Source organism: Sinorhizobium sp. M4_45 (assembly GCF_002885915.1).
In the GTDB taxonomy this organism is placed as follows: Bacteria; Pseudomonadota; Alphaproteobacteria; order Rhizobiales; family Rhizobiaceae; genus Sinorhizobium; species Sinorhizobium meliloti_A.
Genome location: NZ_NWVE01000005.1, coordinates 1 through 20,166 on the forward strand (window position 1 = coordinate 1; position 20,166 = coordinate 20,166).

17 protein-coding genes and 1 tRNA gene are annotated in these 20,166 nt (G+C 62.5%); 12 read left to right on the forward strand and 6 right to left on the reverse strand.

Annotation, left to right across the window (positions count from 1 at the left end; translation table 11 throughout):
• Positions 1-289: 289 nt before the first annotated feature.
• Positions 290-1,237 (reverse strand): LysR family transcriptional regulator, encoded by a 948-nt coding sequence (locus CN933_RS15195; protein ID WP_018099720.1) that lies wholly within the window; start codon positions 1,235-1,237, stop codon positions 290-292.
• 251 nt (positions 1,238-1,488) lie between these two features.
• Between CN933_RS15195 and CN933_RS15200 the strand changes: the two genes are divergently transcribed.
• The 6 genes from CN933_RS15200 to CN933_RS15225 are packed head-to-tail and all read left to right on the forward strand — an operon-like array spanning position 1,489 to position 7,720.
• The gene (locus CN933_RS15200; protein ID WP_102761814.1) at positions 1,489-2,694 is read left to right on the forward strand and encodes a beta-hydroxybutyrate-binding protein; all 1,206 of its coding nucleotides are present in this window, start codon (positions 1,489-1,491) and stop codon (positions 2,692-2,694) included.
• A gap of 11 nt (positions 2,695-2,705) precedes the next feature.
• On the forward strand, positions 2,706-3,494 hold the full coding sequence (locus CN933_RS15205) for an ABC transporter ATP-binding protein (RefSeq protein WP_018099719.1): 789 nt from the start codon (positions 2,706-2,708) through the stop codon (positions 3,492-3,494).
• Positions 3,491-4,192, forward strand: a complete 702-nt coding sequence (locus tag CN933_RS15210; RefSeq protein WP_018099718.1) for an ABC transporter ATP-binding protein — start codon at positions 3,491-3,493, stop codon at positions 4,190-4,192. Before CN933_RS15205 ends, CN933_RS15210 begins: the two co-directional genes overlap by 4 nt.
• A 3-nt stretch (positions 4,193-4,195) precedes the next feature.
• Entirely contained in the window at positions 4,196-5,083 is an 888-nt protein-coding gene (locus tag CN933_RS15215; protein WP_018099717.1) for a branched-chain amino acid ABC transporter permease, read from the forward strand.
• Between the two features lies 1 nt (position 5,084).
• Positions 5,085-6,077: a branched-chain amino acid ABC transporter permease gene (locus CN933_RS15220; protein WP_086017539.1), complete on the forward strand. Its 993-nt coding sequence runs from the start codon at positions 5,085-5,087 to the stop codon at positions 6,075-6,077.
• 47 nt (positions 6,078-6,124) lie between these two features.
• Positions 6,125-7,720: a GMC family oxidoreductase gene (locus tag CN933_RS15225; RefSeq protein ID WP_018099715.1), complete on the forward strand. Its 1,596-nt coding sequence runs from the start codon at positions 6,125-6,127 to the stop codon at positions 7,718-7,720.
• Positions 7,721-7,866: 146 nt separating this feature from the next.
• On the opposite strand, the gene metH is transcribed toward CN933_RS15225, so the two are convergent.
• The 4 genes from metH to CN933_RS15245 form a co-directional block, all read right to left on the reverse strand.
• Complete coding sequence (gene metH / locus CN933_RS15230; RefSeq protein WP_018099714.1) at positions 7,867-11,640, reverse strand: methionine synthase; 3,774 nt, start codon at positions 11,638-11,640, stop codon at positions 7,867-7,869.
• A gap of 178 nt (positions 11,641-11,818) precedes the next feature.
• On the reverse strand, positions 11,819-12,982 hold the full coding sequence (gene pmi / locus CN933_RS15235; RefSeq protein ID WP_018099713.1) for a mannose-6-phosphate isomerase Pmi: 1,164 nt from the start codon (positions 12,980-12,982) through the stop codon (positions 11,819-11,821).
• 10 nt (positions 12,983-12,992) lie between these two features.
• Entirely contained in the window at positions 12,993-13,487 is a 495-nt protein-coding gene (locus CN933_RS15240; protein ID WP_018099712.1) for a heme-degrading domain-containing protein, read from the reverse strand.
• 74 nt (positions 13,488-13,561) lie between these two features.
• A complete protein-coding gene (locus CN933_RS15245) occupies positions 13,562-14,458 on the reverse strand; it encodes an ROK family protein (protein ID WP_026169173.1) in 897 nt (298 codons plus the stop codon).
• Between the two features lie 300 nt (positions 14,459-14,758).
• Here CN933_RS15245 and CN933_RS15250 point away from each other — a divergent pair.
• The 5 genes from CN933_RS15250 (at position 14,759) to CN933_RS15270 (ending at position 17,659) form a co-directional block, all read left to right on the forward strand.
• Positions 14,759-14,835, forward strand: a tRNA-Arg gene (locus CN933_RS15250).
• 313 nt (positions 14,836-15,148) lie between these two features.
• Entirely contained in the window at positions 15,149-15,394 is a 246-nt protein-coding gene (locus tag CN933_RS15255; protein ID WP_018099710.1) for a BrnT family toxin, read from the forward strand.
• Positions 15,391-15,714 carry a BrnA antitoxin family protein gene (locus tag CN933_RS15260; RefSeq protein WP_018099709.1) on the forward strand — a complete coding sequence of 108 codons (324 nt, stop codon included), beginning with the start codon at positions 15,391-15,393 and terminating at the stop codon, positions 15,712-15,714. Before CN933_RS15255 ends, CN933_RS15260 begins: the two co-directional genes overlap by 4 nt.
• A gap of 392 nt (positions 15,715-16,106) precedes the next feature.
• Positions 16,107-17,297, forward strand: a complete 1,191-nt coding sequence (locus CN933_RS15265) for a calcium-binding protein (RefSeq protein WP_102761815.1) — start codon at positions 16,107-16,109, stop codon at positions 17,295-17,297.
• 194 nt (positions 17,298-17,491) lie between these two features.
• Entirely contained in the window at positions 17,492-17,659 is a 168-nt protein-coding gene (locus CN933_RS15270; protein WP_018097235.1) for a hypothetical protein, read from the forward strand.
• 412 nt (positions 17,660-18,071) lie between these two features.
• Here the strand turns inward: CN933_RS15270 and CN933_RS15280 are convergent, their stop codons facing one another.
• Positions 18,072-18,797 carry an META domain-containing protein gene (locus CN933_RS15280; RefSeq protein ID WP_018097236.1) on the reverse strand — a complete coding sequence of 242 codons (726 nt, stop codon included), beginning with the start codon at positions 18,795-18,797 and terminating at the stop codon, positions 18,072-18,074.
• Between the two features lie 158 nt (positions 18,798-18,955).
• Here CN933_RS15280 and dxr point away from each other — a divergent pair, with 158 nt between their 5' ends.
• Positions 18,956-20,131, forward strand: a complete 1,176-nt coding sequence (dxr, locus tag CN933_RS15285; RefSeq protein ID WP_018097237.1) for a 1-deoxy-D-xylulose-5-phosphate reductoisomerase — start codon at positions 18,956-18,958, stop codon at positions 20,129-20,131.
• Positions 20,132-20,166 lie beyond the last annotated feature (35 nt).

Below are 20,166 nucleotides of genomic sequence, written 5' to 3' on the forward strand. Positions count from 1 at the left end.
GGCCCAGTCCCGACAATCAGCATCCGCCAATCTTGGAAACCCTAGAGCGAAGGACATCGTCGCCAGCAGCGCCGCCGCCCTCGTCAGTGATCGGGCTTATAGACCCCCACCCTCCGACACGTCAACAACGATTTTCAAAAAATCAGCAGAAAATCGTAAGTGACTGTTTTTAAAGGGTGTTTATTCCTGCGTCTGCGAACCGGGCCGGAAACCGGCAGGCGGGGCATCCATTTTGGGACCCTCGCGCCCGGAAAGGCCCTGCGTTTGCCTCCTCTATATGGTTAACGAGCTATTGACGTTCAAGAACCCGTCGCGGACCCGTCGATGCGAGCGGCGCCTCACGCAGGAAGCAGCCTCGGTTTTCGGTCGCGGCATCCACCAGGAAATCCCGTACGGCCCTCACCCGGGGTATCGCGATCAGATCGCGGTGGCAAATCAGCCAATAGGTCCGTTTCAGCTCGATTTCATCCGGCAACACAATCTCGAGGTTGGGTTCATCCTGCGCCATGAAGTGCGGGAGCACGCAAAGACCTAGTCCCTGGCGCACCGCCTTCAACTGGGTGAGGATGCTCGAGCTTTGAAAATGGGCGCGCAGCCCCGGCTGTATCTCGCCCAGATAATCGAGTCCCGGCGTGAAGATCATGTCGTCGATATAACCGACGAAGCGGTGGGAGCCGAGATCGCTGCGTGTGCGGATCGGCGGCTGCCCGGCGAGATAGCTGCGTGCCCCATAGACATGCAGCGTATAGGGCGTCAGCACTTCGGCATGGTAAGCTCCGGCTTTCGGTGCGGCAAGCGCCACCGCGATATCCGCCTCCTTGCGCGACAACGACATGATCTGTTGGATCGCCACGAGCTCGAGCGAGATGTTCGGATAGCGCTCGGCGAACTCCCCAAGCCGGTCCGCGAGGAAGAAGTTGCCGAAACCCTCGAGCGTACTCAGCCGTACGACACCGCGTTGCGCCGTCATGCCGTCGCTGATGTCGAGCTGCAGTTGCTCCGTCTCCCGCTCCATGCGCTCGGCCGTTTCGACGAAGCGTTGGCCCATGGTCGTCAGCACGTAGCCCCGGGGGTTGCGCTCGAAGAGCTTGACCTTGAGTGCGAATTCCAGCCGGTCGATGCGGCGCGAGACGGTCGCGTGGCTCGTCCGCAGGCGTCGCGCTGCCGTCGAGAGCTGGCCCGTTCGCGCGACCGCGAGGAAGAACTGCAGATCGTCCCAGGTAAAATTCGGATTCATGTCCCTCCCCTTCTGTTCAAAAATGAACAGATGCTGTTTGCAATTTACGGGTCGACCGACTTGCTTCCAAGCAGAATTTTCTGGATGGTAAACATCGCGGCCGACATTTGAGGAGCATGTCTGGTCAAATTTGAACAGAGCGATGTGGGGAGGCGGCCGAGGTCTCGAAAGGGCACGGCCGAGCCCTATGTGTATCCGCACGGCGGCTTCGCATCGCCCTTTAAAACATAGAACCTTTGGGAGGAGGACAAATGCACAAGAAACTGATCGCCACGCTCGCAATGGTGCTCGCCGGCAGCACCGCCGCCCTTGCCGGCGCATCCGACGGCAAGGTCAAGATCGGCATTCTCAACGATCAATCCGGTGTCTATGCCGATTTCGGCGGCAAATCCTCCTACGAGGCGGCGCTGATGGCCGTCGAAGACTTTGGCGGCAAAGTGCTCGGCGTCCCGGTCGAGGTGGTGACCGCCGACCATCAGAACAAGCCCGACATCGCCTCCAACATTGCGCGGCAATGGTACGACACCGAGCAGGTCGACAGCATCATGGAGCTGACCACCTCCTCCGTTGCGCTTGCCGTGCAGGCGATCTCGAAAGAAAAGAAGAAGATCGACATCGTCACCGGGGCCGCAACGACGGAGCTCACCGGCAAGCAGTGCAGCCCCTACGGCTTCCATTGGGCCTATGACACCCACTCGCTCGCGGTCGGCACCGGCGGCGCGCTGGTCAAGCAGGGCGGCGACAGCTGGTTCTTCCTGACCGCCGATTATGCCTTCGGCTATTCGCTGGAAGAAAACACCGGCAACTATGTCAAGGAGAACGGCGGCACCGTCGTCGGAGCCGTCCGCCATCCGCTTGCAACCACCGATTTTTCCTCCTTCCTGCTGCAGGCCCAGTCCTCGGGAGCCAAGGTGATCGGTCTTGCCAATGCCGGTCTCGACACCTCGAACGCCATCAAGCAGGCGGCCGAGTTCGGCATCGTCCAGGGCGGGCAACGCCTGGCGGCCCTGCTCTTCACGCTGGCCGAGGTCCACGGTCTCGGCCTCGATGCGGCGCAGGGGCTGACGCTCACCGAAGGCTTCTACTGGAACCGCGACGAGGAGAGCGCCAAGTTCGGCAAGCGCTTCATGGAGCGCACCGGCAAAATGCCTAATATGGTTCATGCCGGCACCTACTCGGCCGTACTGCAATATCTGAAAGCGATCGAGAAGGCCGGAACCGACGAGACGGAAGCTGTCGCCAAAGAGCTGCACGCGCTTCCGGTCGACGACGTCTTTGCGAAGAACGGGACGGTCGCGCCGAACGGGCGGATGATCCACGACATGTATCTTCTCGAGGTCAAGAAGCCGGACGAGAGCAAGGAGCCCTGGGACTACTTCAAGGTTCTCGCGACCATTCCCGGGAAGGAAGCCTTCATCGACCCGGCCCAGAGCGGCTGCGAGCTCGTGAAGTCCTGATCGGCAAGACGATGACCGTCGCCATGCCTTTGGAGAATGGAGCGCCGCGGGTGGTACTGTCCGCCCGCGGGCTCCGCCGCGACTTCGGCGGCTTCACCGCCGTCAAGGACGTCGACCTCGATATCCATCATGCCCGCGTGCATGCGCTGATCGGCCCGAACGGGGCCGGCAAGACCACCGTCTTCAATCTCCTGACGAAGTTCCTGCAGCCGACCCATGGCACGATCACCCTGCTCGGCGAGGACATCACCAGGACCGCGCCCGACAAGGTCGCCCGCATGGGTCTGGTACGCTCGTTTCAGATCTCGGCGGTGTTCCCACACCTGACCGTGCTCGACAATGTCCGCGTCGCGCTGCAACGGCCGAATCGCCTTGCGACGCAGTTCTGGAAATCCTTATCGTCGCTCGACACCCTCAACGGCAAGGCCGAGCAGCTGATCCGTTCCGTCGGTCTCGACAGGGAGGCGAACGCCCTCGCCGCGGACCTCTCCTACGGTCGCAAGCGCGTACTCGAAATCGCCACGACGCTGGCGCTCGAGCCGAAGGTGCTGCTCCTCGACGAGCCCATGGCCGGCATGGGGCACGAGGACGTCGGCATGGTCGCCGAGATCATCCGCGCAGTGGCGCGCGAGCGCGCAGTGCTGATGGTCGAGCACAACCTCTCGGTCGTCGCGACGCTCTGCCATCACGTCACCGTCCTGCAGCGCGGCGAGATCCTCGCGGAAGGCGACTATGCGACGGTCTCGGAGGATCCGCGCGTCCGCACAGCCTATATGGGCACGGAGGAGGCCTCCAGATGAAACCGCTTCTCAAGGTGGCCGACCTTAACGCGTGGTACGGCGAAAGCCACGTCCTGCATGGCGTCGACATGACCGTCGGCGAAGGCGAAATGGTCACGCTGCTCGGCCGCAACGGCGTCGGCAAGACGACGACCCTGCGCGCGATCATGGGGATCGTGCGCGAGCGCAGAGGTGAAATCAGCTTCGCCGGCGAGGACCTCATCCACGTGCCCCTCCACCGCGTCGCCCATCGCGGCCTGGGATTCGTCCCCGAGGAGCGCGGCATATTCTCCACGCTTACCGTCTACGAAAATCTCCTGCTGCCGCCGGCGGTCGCGAAGGGCGGCATGACGATCGACGAGATTTTCGAGCTTTTTCCCAATCTGCACGAGCGCCGCAACAGCGCCGGGACCAAGCTTTCCGGCGGCGAGCAGCAGATGCTGGCGATCGCCCGCATCCTGCGGACCGGAGTCCGGATGATGCTGCTCGACGAGCCGACCGAGGGGCTTGCCCCGGTGATCGTGCAGCGCATCGGCGAGGTCCTGAAGAAGCTGAAGGAACGCGGCATCACCGTTCTCCTGGTGGAACAGAACTTCCGTTTCGCGAGCAAGGTCGCGGACCGCTTCTACCTGATGGACCATGGGCGTGTGGCCGGCGAGTTTCCGGTTTCGGAGCTTTCCGCGCGCATGGACATGCTGCATGATGTGCTCGGGGTGTAGACCATGACGATGATTTTCGGAATTCCACTCCAGGCCTTCCTCGGGCAGCTGCTGATCGGGCTCATCAACGGCTCCTTCTATGCGCTCCTGAGCCTCGGCCTCGCCATCATCTTCGGGCTCCTGCGCGTCATCAACTTCGCCCACGGCGCGCAGTATATGCTCGGCGCCTTCATGGCCTGGCTGCTGCTATCCTATTTCGGCATCGGCTATTGGCCGGCGCTCATTCTCGCGCCCCTTCTCGTCGGCCTCATCGGCGCCGTTATCGAGCGCACGATGCTGAGACGGCTCTATACGCTCGATCCGCTCTACGGCCTCCTCTTCACCTTCGGCCTGGCGCTCACCATCGAAGGCACCTTCCGCTATCTCTACGGCGCGTCCGGCCAGCCCTATGCGACGCCGGCGCTGCTGACGGGCGGGGCCAATCTCGGCTTCATGTTCCTGCCTATCTATCGCGGCTGGGTCATCGTCTTTTCGCTGGTGATCTGCCTCGGCACCTGGCTCATGATCGAGAAGACCAAGCTCGGCTCCTATCTGCGCGCCGCTACGGAAAATCCGGTCCTGGTGCAATCCTTCGGCATCAACGTGCCCTTCCTGCTGACGCTGACCTACGGGCTCGGAGCGGCGCTCGCCGCAATTGCCGGAGTTCTCGCGGCGCCGATCTACCAGGTCTCGCCGCTGATGGGATCGAACATCATCATCGTCGTCTTCGCGGTGGTCGTCGTCGGCGGCATGGGCTCGATCATGGGCGCGATCGTCACCGGTTATCTGCTGGGTATCGCCGAAGGATTGACCAAGGTCTTCTATCCGGAGGCCTCCAACATCGTGATCTTCGTGATCATGGCCATCGTTCTCCTGCTGAGGCCCGCGGGTCTCTTCGGCCGGGATGCTTGATATGACGCTGACACTCGAACTCGCGAAGCAGAAGGAACGCTCGCCGGCCATCGTTCAGACGGTGTTTCTCGGCGTCGGCCTTGCCTGCCTGCTGCTTGCGCCCCTGTTCTTCTACCCCGTCTTCCTCATGAAGATTCTGTGCTTCGCGCTCTTTGCCTGCGCCTTCAATCTGCTGCTCGGCTATACCGGGCTGCTCTCCTTCGGCCATGCCGCCTTCTTCGGCGGCGCGGCCTATTTCACCGCGCATGCCGTCAAGGAATGGGGCGTGCCGCCCGAACTCGGCGTCCTCCTCGGCGTCGTCGGCGCTGCACTTCTCGGCGCGGTCGTCGGTTTCTTCGCGATCCGCCGGCAGGGCATCTACTTCGCCATGATCACGCTGGCGCTGGCCCAGATGTTCTACTTCTTCTGCCTCCAGGCCGGGTTCACCCGCGGCGAGGACGGCATCCAGTCGGTGCCCCGCGGCCATCTCCTCGGTTTCATCGATCTCTCGCAGCCGACGAACATGTATTATTTCGTGCTCGCCGTCTTCGTCATCGGCATCGCCATGATCTGGCGGATCATAAATTCGCCCTTCGGCATGATCCTGAAGTCGATCCGCGAGAACGAGACGCGCGCGATCTCGCTCGGCTACTCGGTCAGGAACTACAAACTCGCAGCCTTCGTGATGTCGGCGGCGCTTACCGGGCTTGCCGGCGGTCTGAAGGCACTCGTCTTCCAGTTCGCGACGCTGACCGACGTCAGCTGGCAGATGTCCGGTGAGGTCATCCTGATGACGCTTCTCGGCGGCATCGGAACGCTGATCGGGCCGCTCTTCGGCGCGGGTCTCGTCGTGACGCTGCAGAACTATCTGGCGACGTCGGAATTTCCGGTCACGATCATAACCGGCATCGTCTTCATGGTCTGCGTGCTTCTGTTCCGCCGCGGCATCGTCGGCGAGTTCTACAACTCCCGGCTCGGCCGCAGGCTCGGCTTCGAGCATAGACACAAGCATTGACCATGCATCGGTCCGAACCACGTCGGGCCTCGACATAGAGAAAACCAATGGACACGTTCGACTTCATCATCGTCGGAGCGGGCAGCGCCGGCTGCGTGCTCGCCAACCGCCTGTCGGAAAACCCGGACCACCGCGTGCTGTTGCTCGAGGCCGGCGGCAGCGACAATTATCACTGGATCCACATTCCGGTCGGCTATCTCTATTGCATCAACAATCCGCGCACCGACTGGTGCTTCACCACGGCGGCGGAGGAGGGTCTCAACGGCCGGTCTCTCGGTTACCCGCGCGGCAAGGTGCTCGGCGGCTGCTCCTCGATCAACGGCATGATCTACATGCGCGGGCAGGCGCGAGATTACGACCTCTGGCGCCAGCTCGGCTGCCCCGGCTGGAGTTGGAACGACGTGCTGCCGTTCTTCAGGAAATCCGAGGACCATTACCGCGGCGCCGACGACATGCACGGCGCAAGCGGCGAATGGCGGGTCGAGAAAGCGCGCGTCCGTTGGGCGGTGCTCGACGCCTTCCAGAAGGCTGCGACCGAAGCGGGCATTCCGGAGACCGACGACTTCAACCGCGGCAACAACGAGGGCTCCGGTTATTTCGACGTCAACCAGCGGTCCGGCATCCGCTGGAATACGGCCAAGGCCTTCCTGAAACCTGCCAGGAACCGGCGGAACCTTACGATCCTGACGAAAGCCCATGTCCGCCGGCTCATTCTCGAAGATGGCCGCATCGCCGGCGTCGAGTTCCAGCATGACGGAATCACGAAAGGCGCCCGGGCGCGCCGCGAAACCGTGCTCTCGGCCGGGGCGATCGGCTCGCCGCATATCCTCGAACTCTCCGGAATCGGCCGGCCTGACGTGCTGCGCGAAAACGGCATCGAGGTCCGCCACGAACTGCCCGGTGTCGGCGAAAACCTGCAGGACCATCTGCAATTGCGTCTCGCCTACAAGGTGACCGGCGTCCCGACGCTCAATGAAAAGGCGACTTCACTTTTCGGCAAGGCCGCGATCGGCCTCGAATACCTTGTCCGCCGCTCCGGCCCGATGGCCATGGCGCCGAGCCAGCTCGGTATCTTCACGCGATCGGGCCCGGAGAAGGAAACGCCGGACCTGCAGTATCACGTACAACCGGTGACGCTCGAAAAATTCGGCGAGCCGGTACACCCCTTTCCCGCCATCACCGCGAGCGTCTGCAATCTGCGGCCGGAAAGCCGCGGTTCCGTACATCTGAAAGGCCCGGATTTCGCCGCGGCGCCGGACATCCGCCCGCGCTACCTGACGGCCGAGGCCGACCGGGACGTGGCCGTGAAGTCGATCCGGCTCACCCGCCGCATCGTCGCGCAGCCCGCTTTCGCCCGCTACAATCCCGTCGAGTTCAAGCCCGGGTCGAACTGCGAGACGGACGAGGAGCTGAAACGCGCGGCAGGCGACATCGGCACGACGATCTTCCATCCCGTCGGTACCTGCCGCATGGGTGGCGACCCCGATAGCGTCGTGGATCCCGAGTTGCGGCTGCGCGGCATTGCCGGCCTGCGCATCGCCGATGCCTCGATCATGCCGACGATCACCTCCGGCAACACCAATTCTCCGACGATCATGATCGCCGAGAAGGCGGCTCAGATGATCCTGGCCGGGGGCCGCTAGAGCACTTCCAGGAAAAGTGTGTAACGGTTTTCCGTCCGAAGTGCGTTGGATTAAATGGTTGGGCATTTCAGCGTTTCCATGAAACCTTGAAATGCCCTAGCGGACACCTGAAAACGACGCACGTCCGGACGGATGAATTCCGCGGCCTACTCCGCCGCTTCCGTCTCCGGCATCGGCACGTAATTGAGGATCGGCGACAACCAGCGCTCGACATCGCGGACGCTCATGCGCTTGCGATCGGCATAGTCCTCCACCTGATCGCGCTCGATCTTTGCGACACCGAAGTAATAGGAATCGGGATGGCCGACATAGAGGCCCGATACCGAAGAACCCGGCCACATCGCAAAACTTTCGGTGAGCCTGACGCCGATAGCAGCTTCCGCATCCAGGAGCCGGAAAAGCGTCTCCTTCTCCGTGTGGTCGGGCTGCGCCGGGTAGCCGGGCGCAGGGCGGATGCCCGCATAGGGTTCGGCGATCAGTTCCTGCGGCGTGAAGGCTTCGTCCGGAGCATAGCCCCACAGCTCCTTGCGGACATATTCATGCATGCGCTCGGCAAAGGCCTCTGCGAAGCGGTCCGCAAGCGCCTTCACCATGATCGAGGAATAGTCGTCGTTCGCCCGCTCGAAGCGTTCGGCGATCGCCACCTCCTCGATGCCGGCCGTCACCACGAAACCGCCGACATAGTCCCGCTTGCCGCTCGCCGCCGGTGCGACGAAGTCGGCAAGGGCGACATTCGGCCGGCCGTCACGCTTCACCATTTGCTGACGCAGCGTGAAGAAGGTGGCAAGCTCGGCTTCGCGCACCTCGTCGGTAAAGAGGCGGACGTCGTCGCCCATGCCGGCGGCCGGCCAGAAGCCGATCACGGCCTTCGGGGCGAACCATGCCTCGGCCACGATCTTTTCGACCATCGCCTGCGCATCCTCGAAGAGCTGGCGAGCGGCAGCCCCCTGGCGTTCGTCATCGAGAATCTTCGGGAACACCCCCTTCAACTCCCAGGTCTGGAAGAACGGCGTCCAGTCGATATAGCGGGCCAGTTCGGCGAGGTCCCAGCCCTCGAAAATACGCGTGCCGAGGAAGGACGGCACCTTCGGCTGGTGAGCGTCCCAGTCGATCCGAAGGGCATTCGCCCGCGCTTGCGAAAGCGGCAGACGGCGCTTCTCGGCTTCGTTGCGGGCATGTGCGTCGGCAACCTTGAGATACTCCGCGCGGACCGTCTTCTTGTAGGAGTCGCGGACTTCCGGCGAAAGCAGGCTCGACACGACGCCGACCGCGCGGCTAGCGTCGGTGACATAGACCGTCTGGCCGAGGCTGTAACGCGGATTGATCTTCACCGCCGTGTGCACGCGGCTGGTCGTCGCCCCGCCGATCAGCAGCGGGACATCGAAGCCCTCCCGTTCGAGCTCGGAAGCGACATGTGCCATCTCGTCCAGCGACGGGGTGATGAGGCCGGAAAGGCCGACGATGTCGACCTTCTGCTCGCGCGCCACCTCGAGGATCTTAGCCGAGAGCACCATGACGCCGAGGTCGATAATCTCGTAATTGTTGCAGGCGAGCACGACGCCGACGATGTTCTTGCCAATGTCGTGCACGTCGCCCTTGACGGTCGCCATCAGGATCTTGCCGGCACTCTCGCGCGCTTCGCCGCCGCCATTGGCGCGCTTCTCTTCCTCCATATGGGGGAGCAGCACCGCAACGGCCTGCTTCATCACCCGGGCGGACTTGACCACCTGCGGCAGGAACATCTTGCCGGAGCCGAAGAGATCGCCCACGACGTTCATCCCGGCCATCAGCGGCCCCTCGATGACATGCAGCGGCCGCTCGGCGGCAAGCCTGGCTTCTTCCGTATCGGCTTCGATGAATTCGGTAATTCCGTTGACGAGCGCATGTTCGAGCCGCTTCTCCACCGGCCATTCGCGCCAGGAAAGGTCCTTCTCCCTGCCCTGGTTCCCGCCCTTCCCGCGATAGCGCTCGGCGATCTCCAGGAGGCGCTCGGTCGAATCGGCCCGGCGGTTGAGCACCACGTCCTCGCAGGCTTCGCGCAGCTCCGGGTCGATCGCGTCATAGACGGCAAGCTGTCCGGCATTGACGATGCCCATGTCCATGCCGGCCTGGATCGCGTGATAAAGGAAGATGGCGTGCATCGCCTCGCGCACCGGCTCGTTGCCGCGGAAGGAGAAGGAGAGGTTCGACACGCCGCCGGAGACGTGGACATGCGGCAGTGCCGCGATGATCTCTTGCGTCGCCTCGATGAAGTCGACGCCGTAATTGTTATGCTCCTCGATGCCGGTCGCGACCGCGAAGATATTCGGGTCGAAGATGATGTCCTCCGGGGGGAAGCCAACCTCTTGCGTCAGCAGGCGATAGGCCCGCCGGCAGATTTCCACCTTGCGGGTCTTCGTATCGGCCTGGCCTTTCTCGTCGAACGCCATCACCACCACAGCGGCGCCATAGGCGCGCACGAGGCGCGCATGGTGCAGGAAAGCCTCCTCGCCTTCCTTGAGCGAGATGGAATTCACCAGCGCCTTGCCCTGAACGCATTTGAGCCCGGCTTCGATCACCTCCCATTTGGACGAGTCGATCATTACCGGTACGCGGGCGATATCCGGCTCGGAGGCGACGAGGTTCAGGAACTCGACCATCGCGCGCTTCGAATCGATCAGGCCTTCGTCCATGTTGACGTCGATGATCTGGGCGCCGTTCGCAACCTGATCGCGCGCCACATCGAGTGCGGCGGCGTAGTCCCCGGCCGTGATCAGCTTGCGGAACTTCGCCGAGCCGGTGACGTTGGTGCGTTCTCCGACGTTGACGAAGGGGATCTCGTCGGTAAGCGTGAAGGGTTCGAGGCCGGAAAGCCGCATGCGGCGATCGATCTCGGGCACCCGGCGCGGTGGATATTTGGCGACCGCTTCGGCGATGGCGCGGATATGGGCCGGCGTGGAACCGCAGCAGCCGCCGACGATGTTGACGAGACCATCGCGGGCGAAGCCCTCGACCTGCGACGCCATCTGCTCGGGGCTTTCATCATAGCGGCCGAACTCGTTCGGCAGGCCGGCATTCGGATAGGCGCAGACGAGCGTGTCGGCAACCGCCGAGAGCTCGTCAATATGGGCGCGCATCGCATTGGCGCCGAGCGCGCAATTGAGCCCGATCGTAAACGGCTCCGCATGGCGCACCGAATACCAGAAGGCCGTGGGCGTCTGGCCCGAGAGGGTACGGCCGGAGAGATCGGTGATCGTTCCGGAGATCATCACCGGCAGGCGCCCCCCCTTTTCGGCAAAGACTTCCTGCGTGGCGAAGATCGCCGCCTTGGCATTCAGCGTATCGAAGATCGTCTCGATCAGGATGATGTCGGCACCGCCGTCGATGAGGCCCCGCACCTGCTCGGCATAGGCGAGCCTCAGATCGTCGAAGCTGACGGCCCGATAGCCGGGGTTGTTGACGTCCGGCGAGATAGACGCGGTGCGGTTGGTGGGGCCGAGCGCGCCTGCCACGAAGCGCCGCCGGCCATCCTCCGCCTCGGCCCGCTTCGCCGCCCGCCGCGCCAGCCGCGCGCCGTCGCGATTGAGATCGTAGACCATGTCCTCCATGCCGTAATCGGCCTGGGCGATCCGCGTCGAGGAGAAGGTGTTGGTTTCGAGGATATCGGCGCCGGCGATGGCGTAGTGGTAATGAATGTCCTCGATCGCCTTCGGCTGAGTGAGCGTCAGGAGGTCGTTGTTGCCCTGCTGATGGCAGGCGCACCCACCGAAGCGTTCGCCGCGGAAGTGATCCTCCACGAAACCGAGCTGCTGGATCTCCGTTCCCATGGCGCCATCCATGATGAGGATGCGTTCAGCCGCCGCCCGGGCGAGCTGCCGGAAAATTTCCGAACCATCCGGCTTGGGCGAGACGTTTCCAAAGAGGGCGTCGGCGGCGGACATGGGAGATCTCCCGTTCTGAAAACGACAAAGAATTATCGATTTACTCACATAAAGATATCTTTATGTCAACATACGTGATGGTCACAATTGCAGATGGGTGAATAAAAAGCGGCCCGCCGCGGGTGCGGGGGCCGATAAGAGAGCGGGATGAGGAGAAGTGTGTGCGGTCTTCCGCCGGTCACATCCGCTTGAGGCAATCTTCCACTTCATAGATCGCGCAAAGAATATGATAGAAGGTGCTTGCTGGCGCCGGTTCTTCGACAAAGGTGCCATCCGCCTTCTGCTTATCGCGCCAGAGGCCGCGGACAGGCACGTCCAGAAAGCGCTGCAGCGCCCCCATGGCGCGTCCAGCCGAAGCGAGATAGCGCTCTTTCTCCGCACCTTCGGTCAACGCCGCAAATCGGATCGCCGCCTTCAGCCACTCCGTCTGCGGCCAAAGCCGCGCTGTCGGATCGGCAACGGAGAAATCGTCGAGGAGCGTCATCACGATCACGTCCCGCTCGGGGCATGTTCCATATTTCTCGCCGATATCGAAAAGCCGCCGGGCCTCGACGATCGCCTGCGCATTGCCGCGCCGTTCCGCCCAGCGCAGGAGCAGCCATGCCCATTCGAAATGATGCCCCGGCTCGACGATACGGCCCTTTTCGCCGGGGAACGGCGCCCAGTCGTGGTCGAAGAACTCACGCAGCGCCCCGCTCTCGGCGTCGATGAACCGGTCCATGGCCAGCTGCGCAATCTCGTCGGCGAGATTGGCCCAGGCGACGCGGTCGAATCCCTCCGCCTCCTCGCTTGCGAGGCAGGCTTCGAAGAGATGCATGTGCGGATTGGAGCCGAGCGGCAGGCGCGGCGGTTCGTCCTCCTCGAAGCCGGCGAGCGGATGCTTGCAACGGGCTTCGAGCTGCCGCCTGAGTTTGTCGCTGCGCCCCACCATCTCGGCTCCGCGCTCCGGCAGGACTTCCGCCAGATGGGCGAAGGCAAGCAAGGCAAAAGCCTGGTTGTAGAGGTCGAAGGAAGCGTCGATGAGCTTGCCGTCGGCATTCGCCAGCGCCCCGTAAAAGCCGCCCGGCTGTCCGTAGACGCGGTCGAAATAAAGAAGGCCGCCTTCGGCGGCGGTGCGCCAGTCTCCATTCCAGCCACGCCGGCCGGCCGCGGCGAAGCAGTAGACCTGCCGGGGCTGCACGCGGGAGCGGCGGTCGGCCCGCGTCGGTTCGCCTTTCATGTCGATCGTCTCGACGAAGCCGCCACCCTCCCCCTCGAAGCCTTTCTGCCGCCAGAGCGGCAAGGCAGCATCGTTCAGCCAGCCCGCGAGTTCGCCTGCCTGGAGATGAATATCCATGCCCATCCGCTCTCCGTCAGCTTTCCAGCTTTAGCGCGTCGTGATCCGCGCCGAGAAGTTCTGCCAGCGCCTCGATCACGAGGTTATGGTCCTCCCGCTGCGGCAGGCCGGAAACGGTGACGGCGCCGATGCAGCCCGTTCCCTTGACGACGATCGGGAAGCTGCCGCCATGGGCGGCAAACTCGGCATCCGGCAGGCCGAGCTTCGCCTGCAAATTCGTTTGCTGCTTGAGGAGGCTGAGCCCGGTGGCGTAGCTGCTCTTGAACAGGCGGAACACCGTGTTGCGCTTGCGGCGCACCCAGTTCGGATTGTCCGGCGTCGCCCCGTCGAGGGCCGCATAGAAGACCTGCATGGAAAAGAGCGTGATGTCGATGACGCAGCCGAGCTTGCGTTCCGCGGCCATCCGGCGAAGCGTTGCGCCCAGCTTCCAGGCCGTCTCGAGATCGAAGCGGTCGAACTGCAATTGCTGCTCCTGCAGCGCAATCCGGCGCAGATCATTGTCTATGTTCATAATGCCTCCGCTTGGTCAGTGGTCGAACTGGACGAGTGCGATGCGCGATCCTGCAAAATTCCCCCGCCTGGCGATTAATCCTTCCAAAGCCATGCGGCGCCGCGCACGCCGGAACTGTCGCCGTGCACCGCCTTGCGGATCGGCGTCTCGAAACTGTCGCCGAAGAGATATCTGGTGATCGATGCCGGCAACTCGCCGTAAATCTCGTCGACATTGGACATGCCGCCGCCGAGCACGAAGACGTCGGGATCGACGATGTTGGTCAACAGCGCGAGGCTGCGGGCCAGCCGGTCGACGAAGCGCTCGTAGACACCGATTGCCACCGGATCGCCCGCGCGCTTCGCCTCGATGATGTCCCGCCCGCGCCGGTCCGTCCCGGTCGTCATGCGGTAGTCGAGTTCCAGACCGGTGCCGCAGGCATACATGTCGAGACAACCGAGCTTGCCGCACCAGCACCTGTGCCCCGGATATTCGTCCTTCGTCATCCAGGGCAGCGGATAATGGCCGATCTCGGCCGCGACGCCCTGGTAGCCGGCGTGAACCTTCTTGCCGATCGCCAGACCCCCGCCATGGCCCGTACCCACGATCACGCCGAAGACGACGCCCGCGTCCTTCCCCGCCCCGTCGACGGCTTCGGAGACCGCAAGGCAATTGGCGTCGTTGGCCAGGCGCACCTCACGTCCGAGCGCAGCCGCAAGATCCCGCCCGAGCGGCTTGCCGTTGATGAGCACCGCATTGGAATTGCGCACGATGCCGGTGCGCGGATTGGGACTGCCGGGTATGCCGATGCCGATCGAGCCGCGCTCGCCGGCGGTGCTTTCGGCCGAGGCGACGAGCTCTACGACGGCACGGACGCAATCCTCATAGCCGCTGGTGGGTGTCGGGACACGATGGCGGGCACGCGTCTCGCCGTCGCGATCGAGCGCGATGACCTCCATTTTCGTGCCGCCCCAGTCAATTCCGATAAACATATATCTGGTCTTTGGGATAAGATCGTTGGCGAGAAACGCGGCAGCCTCTCCTCCGGCGCCGCGGGCCTTGCTTAGCATCCACCGTATCGGGGACGCTAGTGGGATGAGGAAAACTGTGTGTGGTTTGCCGCCCGCATGCCGCTCAAACGACTTGAATCGATCGCGTTCATGATTTCGAGTCGGCCCAACCTAAATTCATCGGGATATGCTCCCGATCTTCGGGAGCGCCTGCAAATCGGCTGTGATCGCCGAAAAACACTTGGCGAACGAGCCTCGCTTTTGTATGGGTCTATTCCGAGTGGTCCCGTAGCTCAGCAGGATAGAGCACCAGATTCCTAATCTGGGGGTCGCGCGTTCGAATCGCGCCGGGATCACCATCTTCATATCAATAAATTCAAGAACTTAGCTGATACGGCCGCAGAGAGATCTGCTTATACCCGTGTCGCACGGCCTCGCAACGATCTCCCTTGATTTCCAAGCATTGCCAACCTCTTGCTGGCGACTCCATGCGACATGATAAGCTGGTCATCCCCTCAGTTTTCCATATTGATGTTGACGTTGCGGTCCTTCGGCAGGATGGAGGCCGTTTTTCGGGTCTCGTCGGTCATTCGAAAGCCTCGCTTTTCCGTATCACATTTTCCGTATCACTTTTATTTTTGCATTCGGAATTAAACGTGATACAAAAAATGCATGAAGATCACGTACGACGAAACCAAGCGCCAGACCAACATCGGCAAGCACGCCTATGATTTCGCCGAGCTCGACATGGAGTTCTTCTCTTCGTCCGTAGTGGTCCCGGCCAAGGAAGGCCGCTTCATGGCAATCGGCGTCCTGCGCAATGGCGTGATTGCCGTGGTCTTCGCCCGCCTTGGCTCGGAAGGTATTTCGATTATCTCCATGCGTGACGCCAGCCGGAAGGAGAGGAGCTTACTATGACGAACCCATCCCGCCGCATTCGCCATATCTCCGACAAGGAGGAGGCAGAAATTCAGCGCAAGATAGCCAGCGACCCGGATGCTCCCGAGGCTACCGAAGAGCAGCTTAGGCAAGCCAAGCCCTTCGCCGAGGCTTTTCCCGACCTCGCCGAGAGCATCAAGCGTGCCAGGGGCCGGCCAGCCATCGAGAAGCCCAGGCAGCAGCTATCCATCCGCTTGGATCCGGACATTATCGAGCATTACAAGGCGACCGGCAAAGGCTGGCAGAGCCGAATGAATGACGACCTTAGAAAGGCCGCCGGGCTGAAGAAGGCCGGCTAGCTTACTTCTCCCGCACACTTACCTGACGGTCTGGTCTTACGTCCTGCCGCGGCTGTTGCCTCCTGCCGCCTTTGTCTTGCATGCCCAAGTCCGGTTACGGCGGGACTGGAAAGAGCCTTATGACCGTTACGCTTGCGAAGCATTAATCCGCAATCGGCCAAGCCTTTCGGCACTCGTTAAAGGGACAGGGCTTGCGCTTGCTCCCGAACTTCCCGGTAGCTGAAAGCTCTCCGAGGAGGCGGGAAAAAACGTTATCCACACAACTGCCGCCCTTTTCCTTTCGAGTAAACAACAGCTTGTTCCACGCGCGCAATTCCGGCGTAAGGCGTGTCACCGTTACGCCTCATTCGAACTTCACCACCCCTGCCGTCAGAACAGCAGGGAGTAAACGAATGAACATCAATGGAACCAACGTCGCCAACAAGCTCATGGGTACGAATCTTGCGGACACGATCCGCGGCTATGATGGCAGTGATTCCATTTGGGGTAATGCCGGTGACGACTATCTCGACGGCGGGCTTGGCAACGACTTGCTCTATGGTGGGCTTGGCAACGACTTTTTCAAGGCCGGAGCGGGCGATGACTACGCGGAAGGCGGCGACGGCAATGACAGCTTCGACGGCGGCGCCGGCGCCGACACGCTGATCGGCGGGCTCGGCAACGATATCTTTTCCGGCGAAGACGGCAATGACATCATCAACGGCGGCGATGGCCATGACCATATCCTCGGAGACGCCGGCAACGACCGGATCTATGGGGGCGCCGGCGAGGAATACATCGACGGCGGAGCGGGAGACGACATCATCTATGCCGGCTCTGGAAACGACGGCTTCAACAACCGCATTGATCCCGCGACGGGCAAGCTGACGCAGCAGGCGGTCAGTGGTGGTGCCGGCAACGATACGATCTACGGCGAAGAGGGCAACGACGCCCTGAAGGGCCAATCCGGAAACGATCGGGTCTATGGCGGCATCGGCGACGACATCGTCGATGGCGGCGACGGGAACAACTATCTCGATGGCGGTGATGGGAATGACGTACTCGACTCCGAGGGCGGCATCGACGAAGCCCACGGCGGTAACGGTAACGATCGGATTGCCGCAGGCGCCGGCAACGATCGGGCATTCGGGGATGCCGGAGACGATATCCTGACGGGCGAAGCTGGCGCCGACGTGCTTGCTGGCGGCCTCGGCAACGACCTTGTCATTGCCGGAGACGGAAACGACACGCTTCGCGGCGACGCGGGCAGAGATACCCTGCTTGGCGACGCGGGAAGCGACATCCTGTGGGGTGGCGCCGATGCCGACCGCTTCGTCTTCAAGGGCGCGGGTTCGCTCGTCGGACGGGACTCCGTGATGGACTTTCAGGACGGCACCGATCTGCTTGTCCTGGAGAACCTCGGAATCAAGCAATATTCGAGCTCCGGCACGGCCGGTACGATTTTTGCGTATAATGACGCCAGCGGAGACGTGATGTTGAAAGGCTACGATTCGACAGGCAATGCGCTGTCGATCCATGTCGACGATCCGACGAATACCCTCGCTGCCTCGCACTTCAGCAGCGCCGATTTTCTCTTCGCCTGATCGAAGCGGATGTAAGTTCGAGCACCGCGCGTATCCGACGCGCGGTGCATTCTTTTGAGACTTAAGTCCGATATGAAATGGACAATAGTCTTAGCCCATTTTGGCGTATCCCATTGAGCACGCTCCGTAATCCTTGACTGCAACCTGTGCTGTGAGACCCTTCGATCTCGTGGTTGTACTATGCAGGTGAAGCGATGATCTTCGCGGATGACGTTGAGTTGGCCCTCGCTCTGGCCTGCGAAGAACTCCAGATGACCCGGGACGAAATAATCCGTCTCATCCTTCGCGAGTGGCTGGAGCAATATGGCTTTATCCAATTCCATGAATTGGACGAAGGTAGCGACACAAACAGCAGCGCGTGAGTTCCGCATGATGCCCCGTGCCGAGCGGTTTTCCGCCCCGGCATTGCGGAAGACAAAGGGTTAGAGAGTTTCCGCGATTCGGAGAAAGGCTCTACCCAACCCTCAAGCTTGCTCCTCGAAGCCGAAGGCCGAGGCGGGCGGCAACGCGCCGCGATGCGTGATTTTCTCGATCCGTGCTGTAGAACAGGGTACGAGAGCGCAGTTCAGGCAAGCCCGACCAGCCGGTGGTAGCGGCTGCTCCGAAGCCCTGCCCCCTGAAGGCCGTCGCCGTTGCCGGGGCGATCCCTCCGGATCGTTCTCGCCTTCTATCCGGCCTCCATCTCCCAAGCGAAATAGCGTGCGGTAATCGATGTCGAGCCAATGCAGCATAGTTCGGACGTACAAACCCGTCGGCCTGTGTCGAGCGGCCCCGCTATTCTACTTCCTTGCACGCTATCCCCGGGTCCTCCTCGCCCTTCATCCTATCGAAAAGCGTCGCCTCGCCACCCTTCGTCCACCAGACATACCGGCCGCCGGCATATCTGGCGCCCGATCCGGAAATCACGTTCGATGCCACGATGAACGTGCCCTCGATAGTGAAGGTCGCGAGCGACGCGGACCCGGCGTCGATGTATTCGGCCTCGATCGTCTTGTCGCCGCAGGCATAGCGAACCGTCCGCCGGTCGACTGCGCCGGCGTCGGGAATTTCGATCGTCAGTTCTGCGTGGTTGCCGTTCCGCGACTGCATCGAGGTTAGCTGCAGCACACTCTTCTCGTTTCGCCCGCCGAGAAAGAGCTTGGATCCCTCTATTCGCCAGGCAAGCTCCGTCTTCAGCGCTTCGAAGAACTTCCGCTCCTGGTCCATGACAGCCGGTACGCACATCTTGCGGGTGGCGGCAGCCGGCCCGAAGGTGATCGTCGCGCCGGAGAGGCCGAACGTCCCGGTGAAATGATTGCAGCCGGCCATGCCGCCATAGGTGCCGTCCTCACGAATCTCGAGCGTCGTCTGAAGATCGTCGATCACGCCCCGGCCGCCTATGTCCTCGGCCAGCCACGAGCCGACGAGCGCCTCCGGCACCTTTTCAGCGGCCACCGTCTGCACGGAGGCAAGCTCGATCAGCACGCAGGCGCAAGATGCGGCGGTCAGGGCTTGCAGCATCGAAAACTCCTCAGACAAATCATCGTTCGACGGTGTCATCGATTCTTACCCGAGCACTGCCTCTTGGAGAAGGGCGATGACTTCACCCTTGTTGCCGGCAGTATTCGGCTGTAGAGCCTAGTAAAATCATTAGAACGAGAAGAATACGGGATTTTGGCATGGCATCCGGCGATGATTTCAAGCGCCGTCTGACGATACTGGGTTCCACCGGATCGATCGGGACCAATACGCTCGACGTAGTCGAACGGCTCGGCGGGCGCGATCGATTCGCCGTCGCCGCGCTGACCGGCAACGGCAACATCCCGTTGCTTGCGGAGCAGGCCCGCCGCGTCGGCGCGGAGCTCGCAGTCACCGCCGACGAGCATCGCTACGGCGAACTCAGGGAGGCGTTGAGCGGCAGCGGTATCGACGTTGCCGCCGGGCGCAGCGGCCTGATCGAGGCGGCCGAACGGGACGCCGGCTGGGTTATGGCGGCGATCGTCGGCAATGCCGGTCTTGGTCCGACACTTGCCGCCGCCCGCCGCGGCGCCGACATCGCACTCGCCAACAAGGAATGCCTCGTTTCCGCCGGCAGCCTTTTCATCGAAGCCGTCAGCGCGGGCGGCGGACGGCTGCTGCCGGTCGACAGCGAGCACAATGCGATCTTCCAGGTGCTGGAGAACGACCAGCGCCATGCCGTCGAGCGCATCGTGCTTACCGCCTCCGGCGGTCCGTTCCGCACCAGCACCCTCGACGAAATGCGGCATGTGACGGCGGATACGGCCCGCGCCCATCCGAACTGGTCGATGGGCCTCAAGATCTCGATCGACAGCGCCTCCATGTTCAACAAGGCGCTCGAGATGATCGAGGCGCGCCACCTCTTCCGCCTGAGGCCGGACCAGATCGAGGTGATCGTCCACCCGCAATCCGTGATCCACTCGATGGTCGGCTATACGGACGGGTCCGTCCTCGCCCAGCTCGGCTGCCCCGACATGCGCACGGCCATCGGCTATGCGCTTTCCTACCCCGAGCGCTGCAGTCTGCCGGTCGAGCGCCTGGACTTCGCCAGGCTCGCCCGGCTCGATTTCGAAGCCCCGGACGAAGTCCGCTTCCCGGCGCTGAGGCTCGCGCGCCGCGCCATGGAGGAAGGCGGCGTCCAGGGTGCCGTGCTGAACGGCGCCAAGGAGACTGCACTCGAGGCGTTCATCAAAGGCCACGTCGGCTTCCTGACCATGGCGGAAATCGTCGAGAGAGTGATGGACGCGCTTGCCGGCCTGCCGGCTGCGGCGAACATGGACGACGTCTTTGCCGCGGATGAAAAAGCGCGGCGGGCGGCTGCCGAGATGATCCGGTAGAGAGTTGTTGCGGGTGAATCCGCCCTCATCCAGCC

Coding starts and splice junctions, on each gene's coding strand:
- CN933_RS15195 (WP_018099720.1), bottom strand. CDS start 1,237: ATGAATCCGAATTTTACCTGGGACGATCTGCAGTTCTTCCTCGCGGTC.
- CN933_RS15200 (WP_102761814.1), top strand. CDS start 1,489: ATGCACAAGAAACTGATCGCCACGCTCGCAATGGTGCTCGCCGGCAGC.
- CN933_RS15205 (WP_018099719.1), top strand. CDS start 2,706: ATGACCGTCGCCATGCCTTTGGAGAATGGAGCGCCGCGGGTGGTACTG.
- CN933_RS15210 (WP_018099718.1), top strand. CDS start 3,491: ATGAAACCGCTTCTCAAGGTGGCCGACCTTAACGCGTGGTACGGCGAA.
- CN933_RS15215 (WP_018099717.1), top strand. CDS start 4,196: ATGACGATGATTTTCGGAATTCCACTCCAGGCCTTCCTCGGGCAGCTG.
- CN933_RS15220 (WP_086017539.1), top strand. CDS start 5,085: ATGACGCTGACACTCGAACTCGCGAAGCAGAAGGAACGCTCGCCGGCC.
- CN933_RS15225 (WP_018099715.1), top strand. CDS start 6,125: ATGGACACGTTCGACTTCATCATCGTCGGAGCGGGCAGCGCCGGCTGC.
- metH (WP_018099714.1), bottom strand. CDS start 11,640: ATGTCCGCCGCCGACGCCCTCTTTGGAAACGTCTCGCCCAAGCCGGAT.
- pmi (WP_018099713.1), bottom strand. CDS start 12,982: ATGGGCATGGATATTCATCTCCAGGCAGGCGAACTCGCGGGCTGGCTG.
- CN933_RS15240 (WP_018099712.1), bottom strand. CDS start 13,487: ATGAACATAGACAATGATCTGCGCCGGATTGCGCTGCAGGAGCAGCAA.
- CN933_RS15245 (WP_026169173.1), bottom strand. CDS start 14,458: ATGTTTATCGGAATTGACTGGGGCGGCACGAAAATGGAGGTCATCGCG.
- CN933_RS15255 (WP_018099710.1), top strand. CDS start 15,149: ATGAAGATCACGTACGACGAAACCAAGCGCCAGACCAACATCGGCAAG.
- CN933_RS15260 (WP_018099709.1), top strand. CDS start 15,391: ATGACGAACCCATCCCGCCGCATTCGCCATATCTCCGACAAGGAGGAG.
- CN933_RS15265 (WP_102761815.1), top strand. CDS start 16,107: ATGAACATCAATGGAACCAACGTCGCCAACAAGCTCATGGGTACGAAT.
- CN933_RS15270 (WP_018097235.1), top strand. CDS start 17,492: ATGATCTTCGCGGATGACGTTGAGTTGGCCCTCGCTCTGGCCTGCGAA.
- CN933_RS15280 (WP_018097236.1), bottom strand. CDS start 18,797: ATGCTGCAAGCCCTGACCGCCGCATCTTGCGCCTGCGTGCTGATCGAG.
- dxr (WP_018097237.1), top strand. CDS start 18,956: ATGGCATCCGGCGATGATTTCAAGCGCCGTCTGACGATACTGGGTTCC.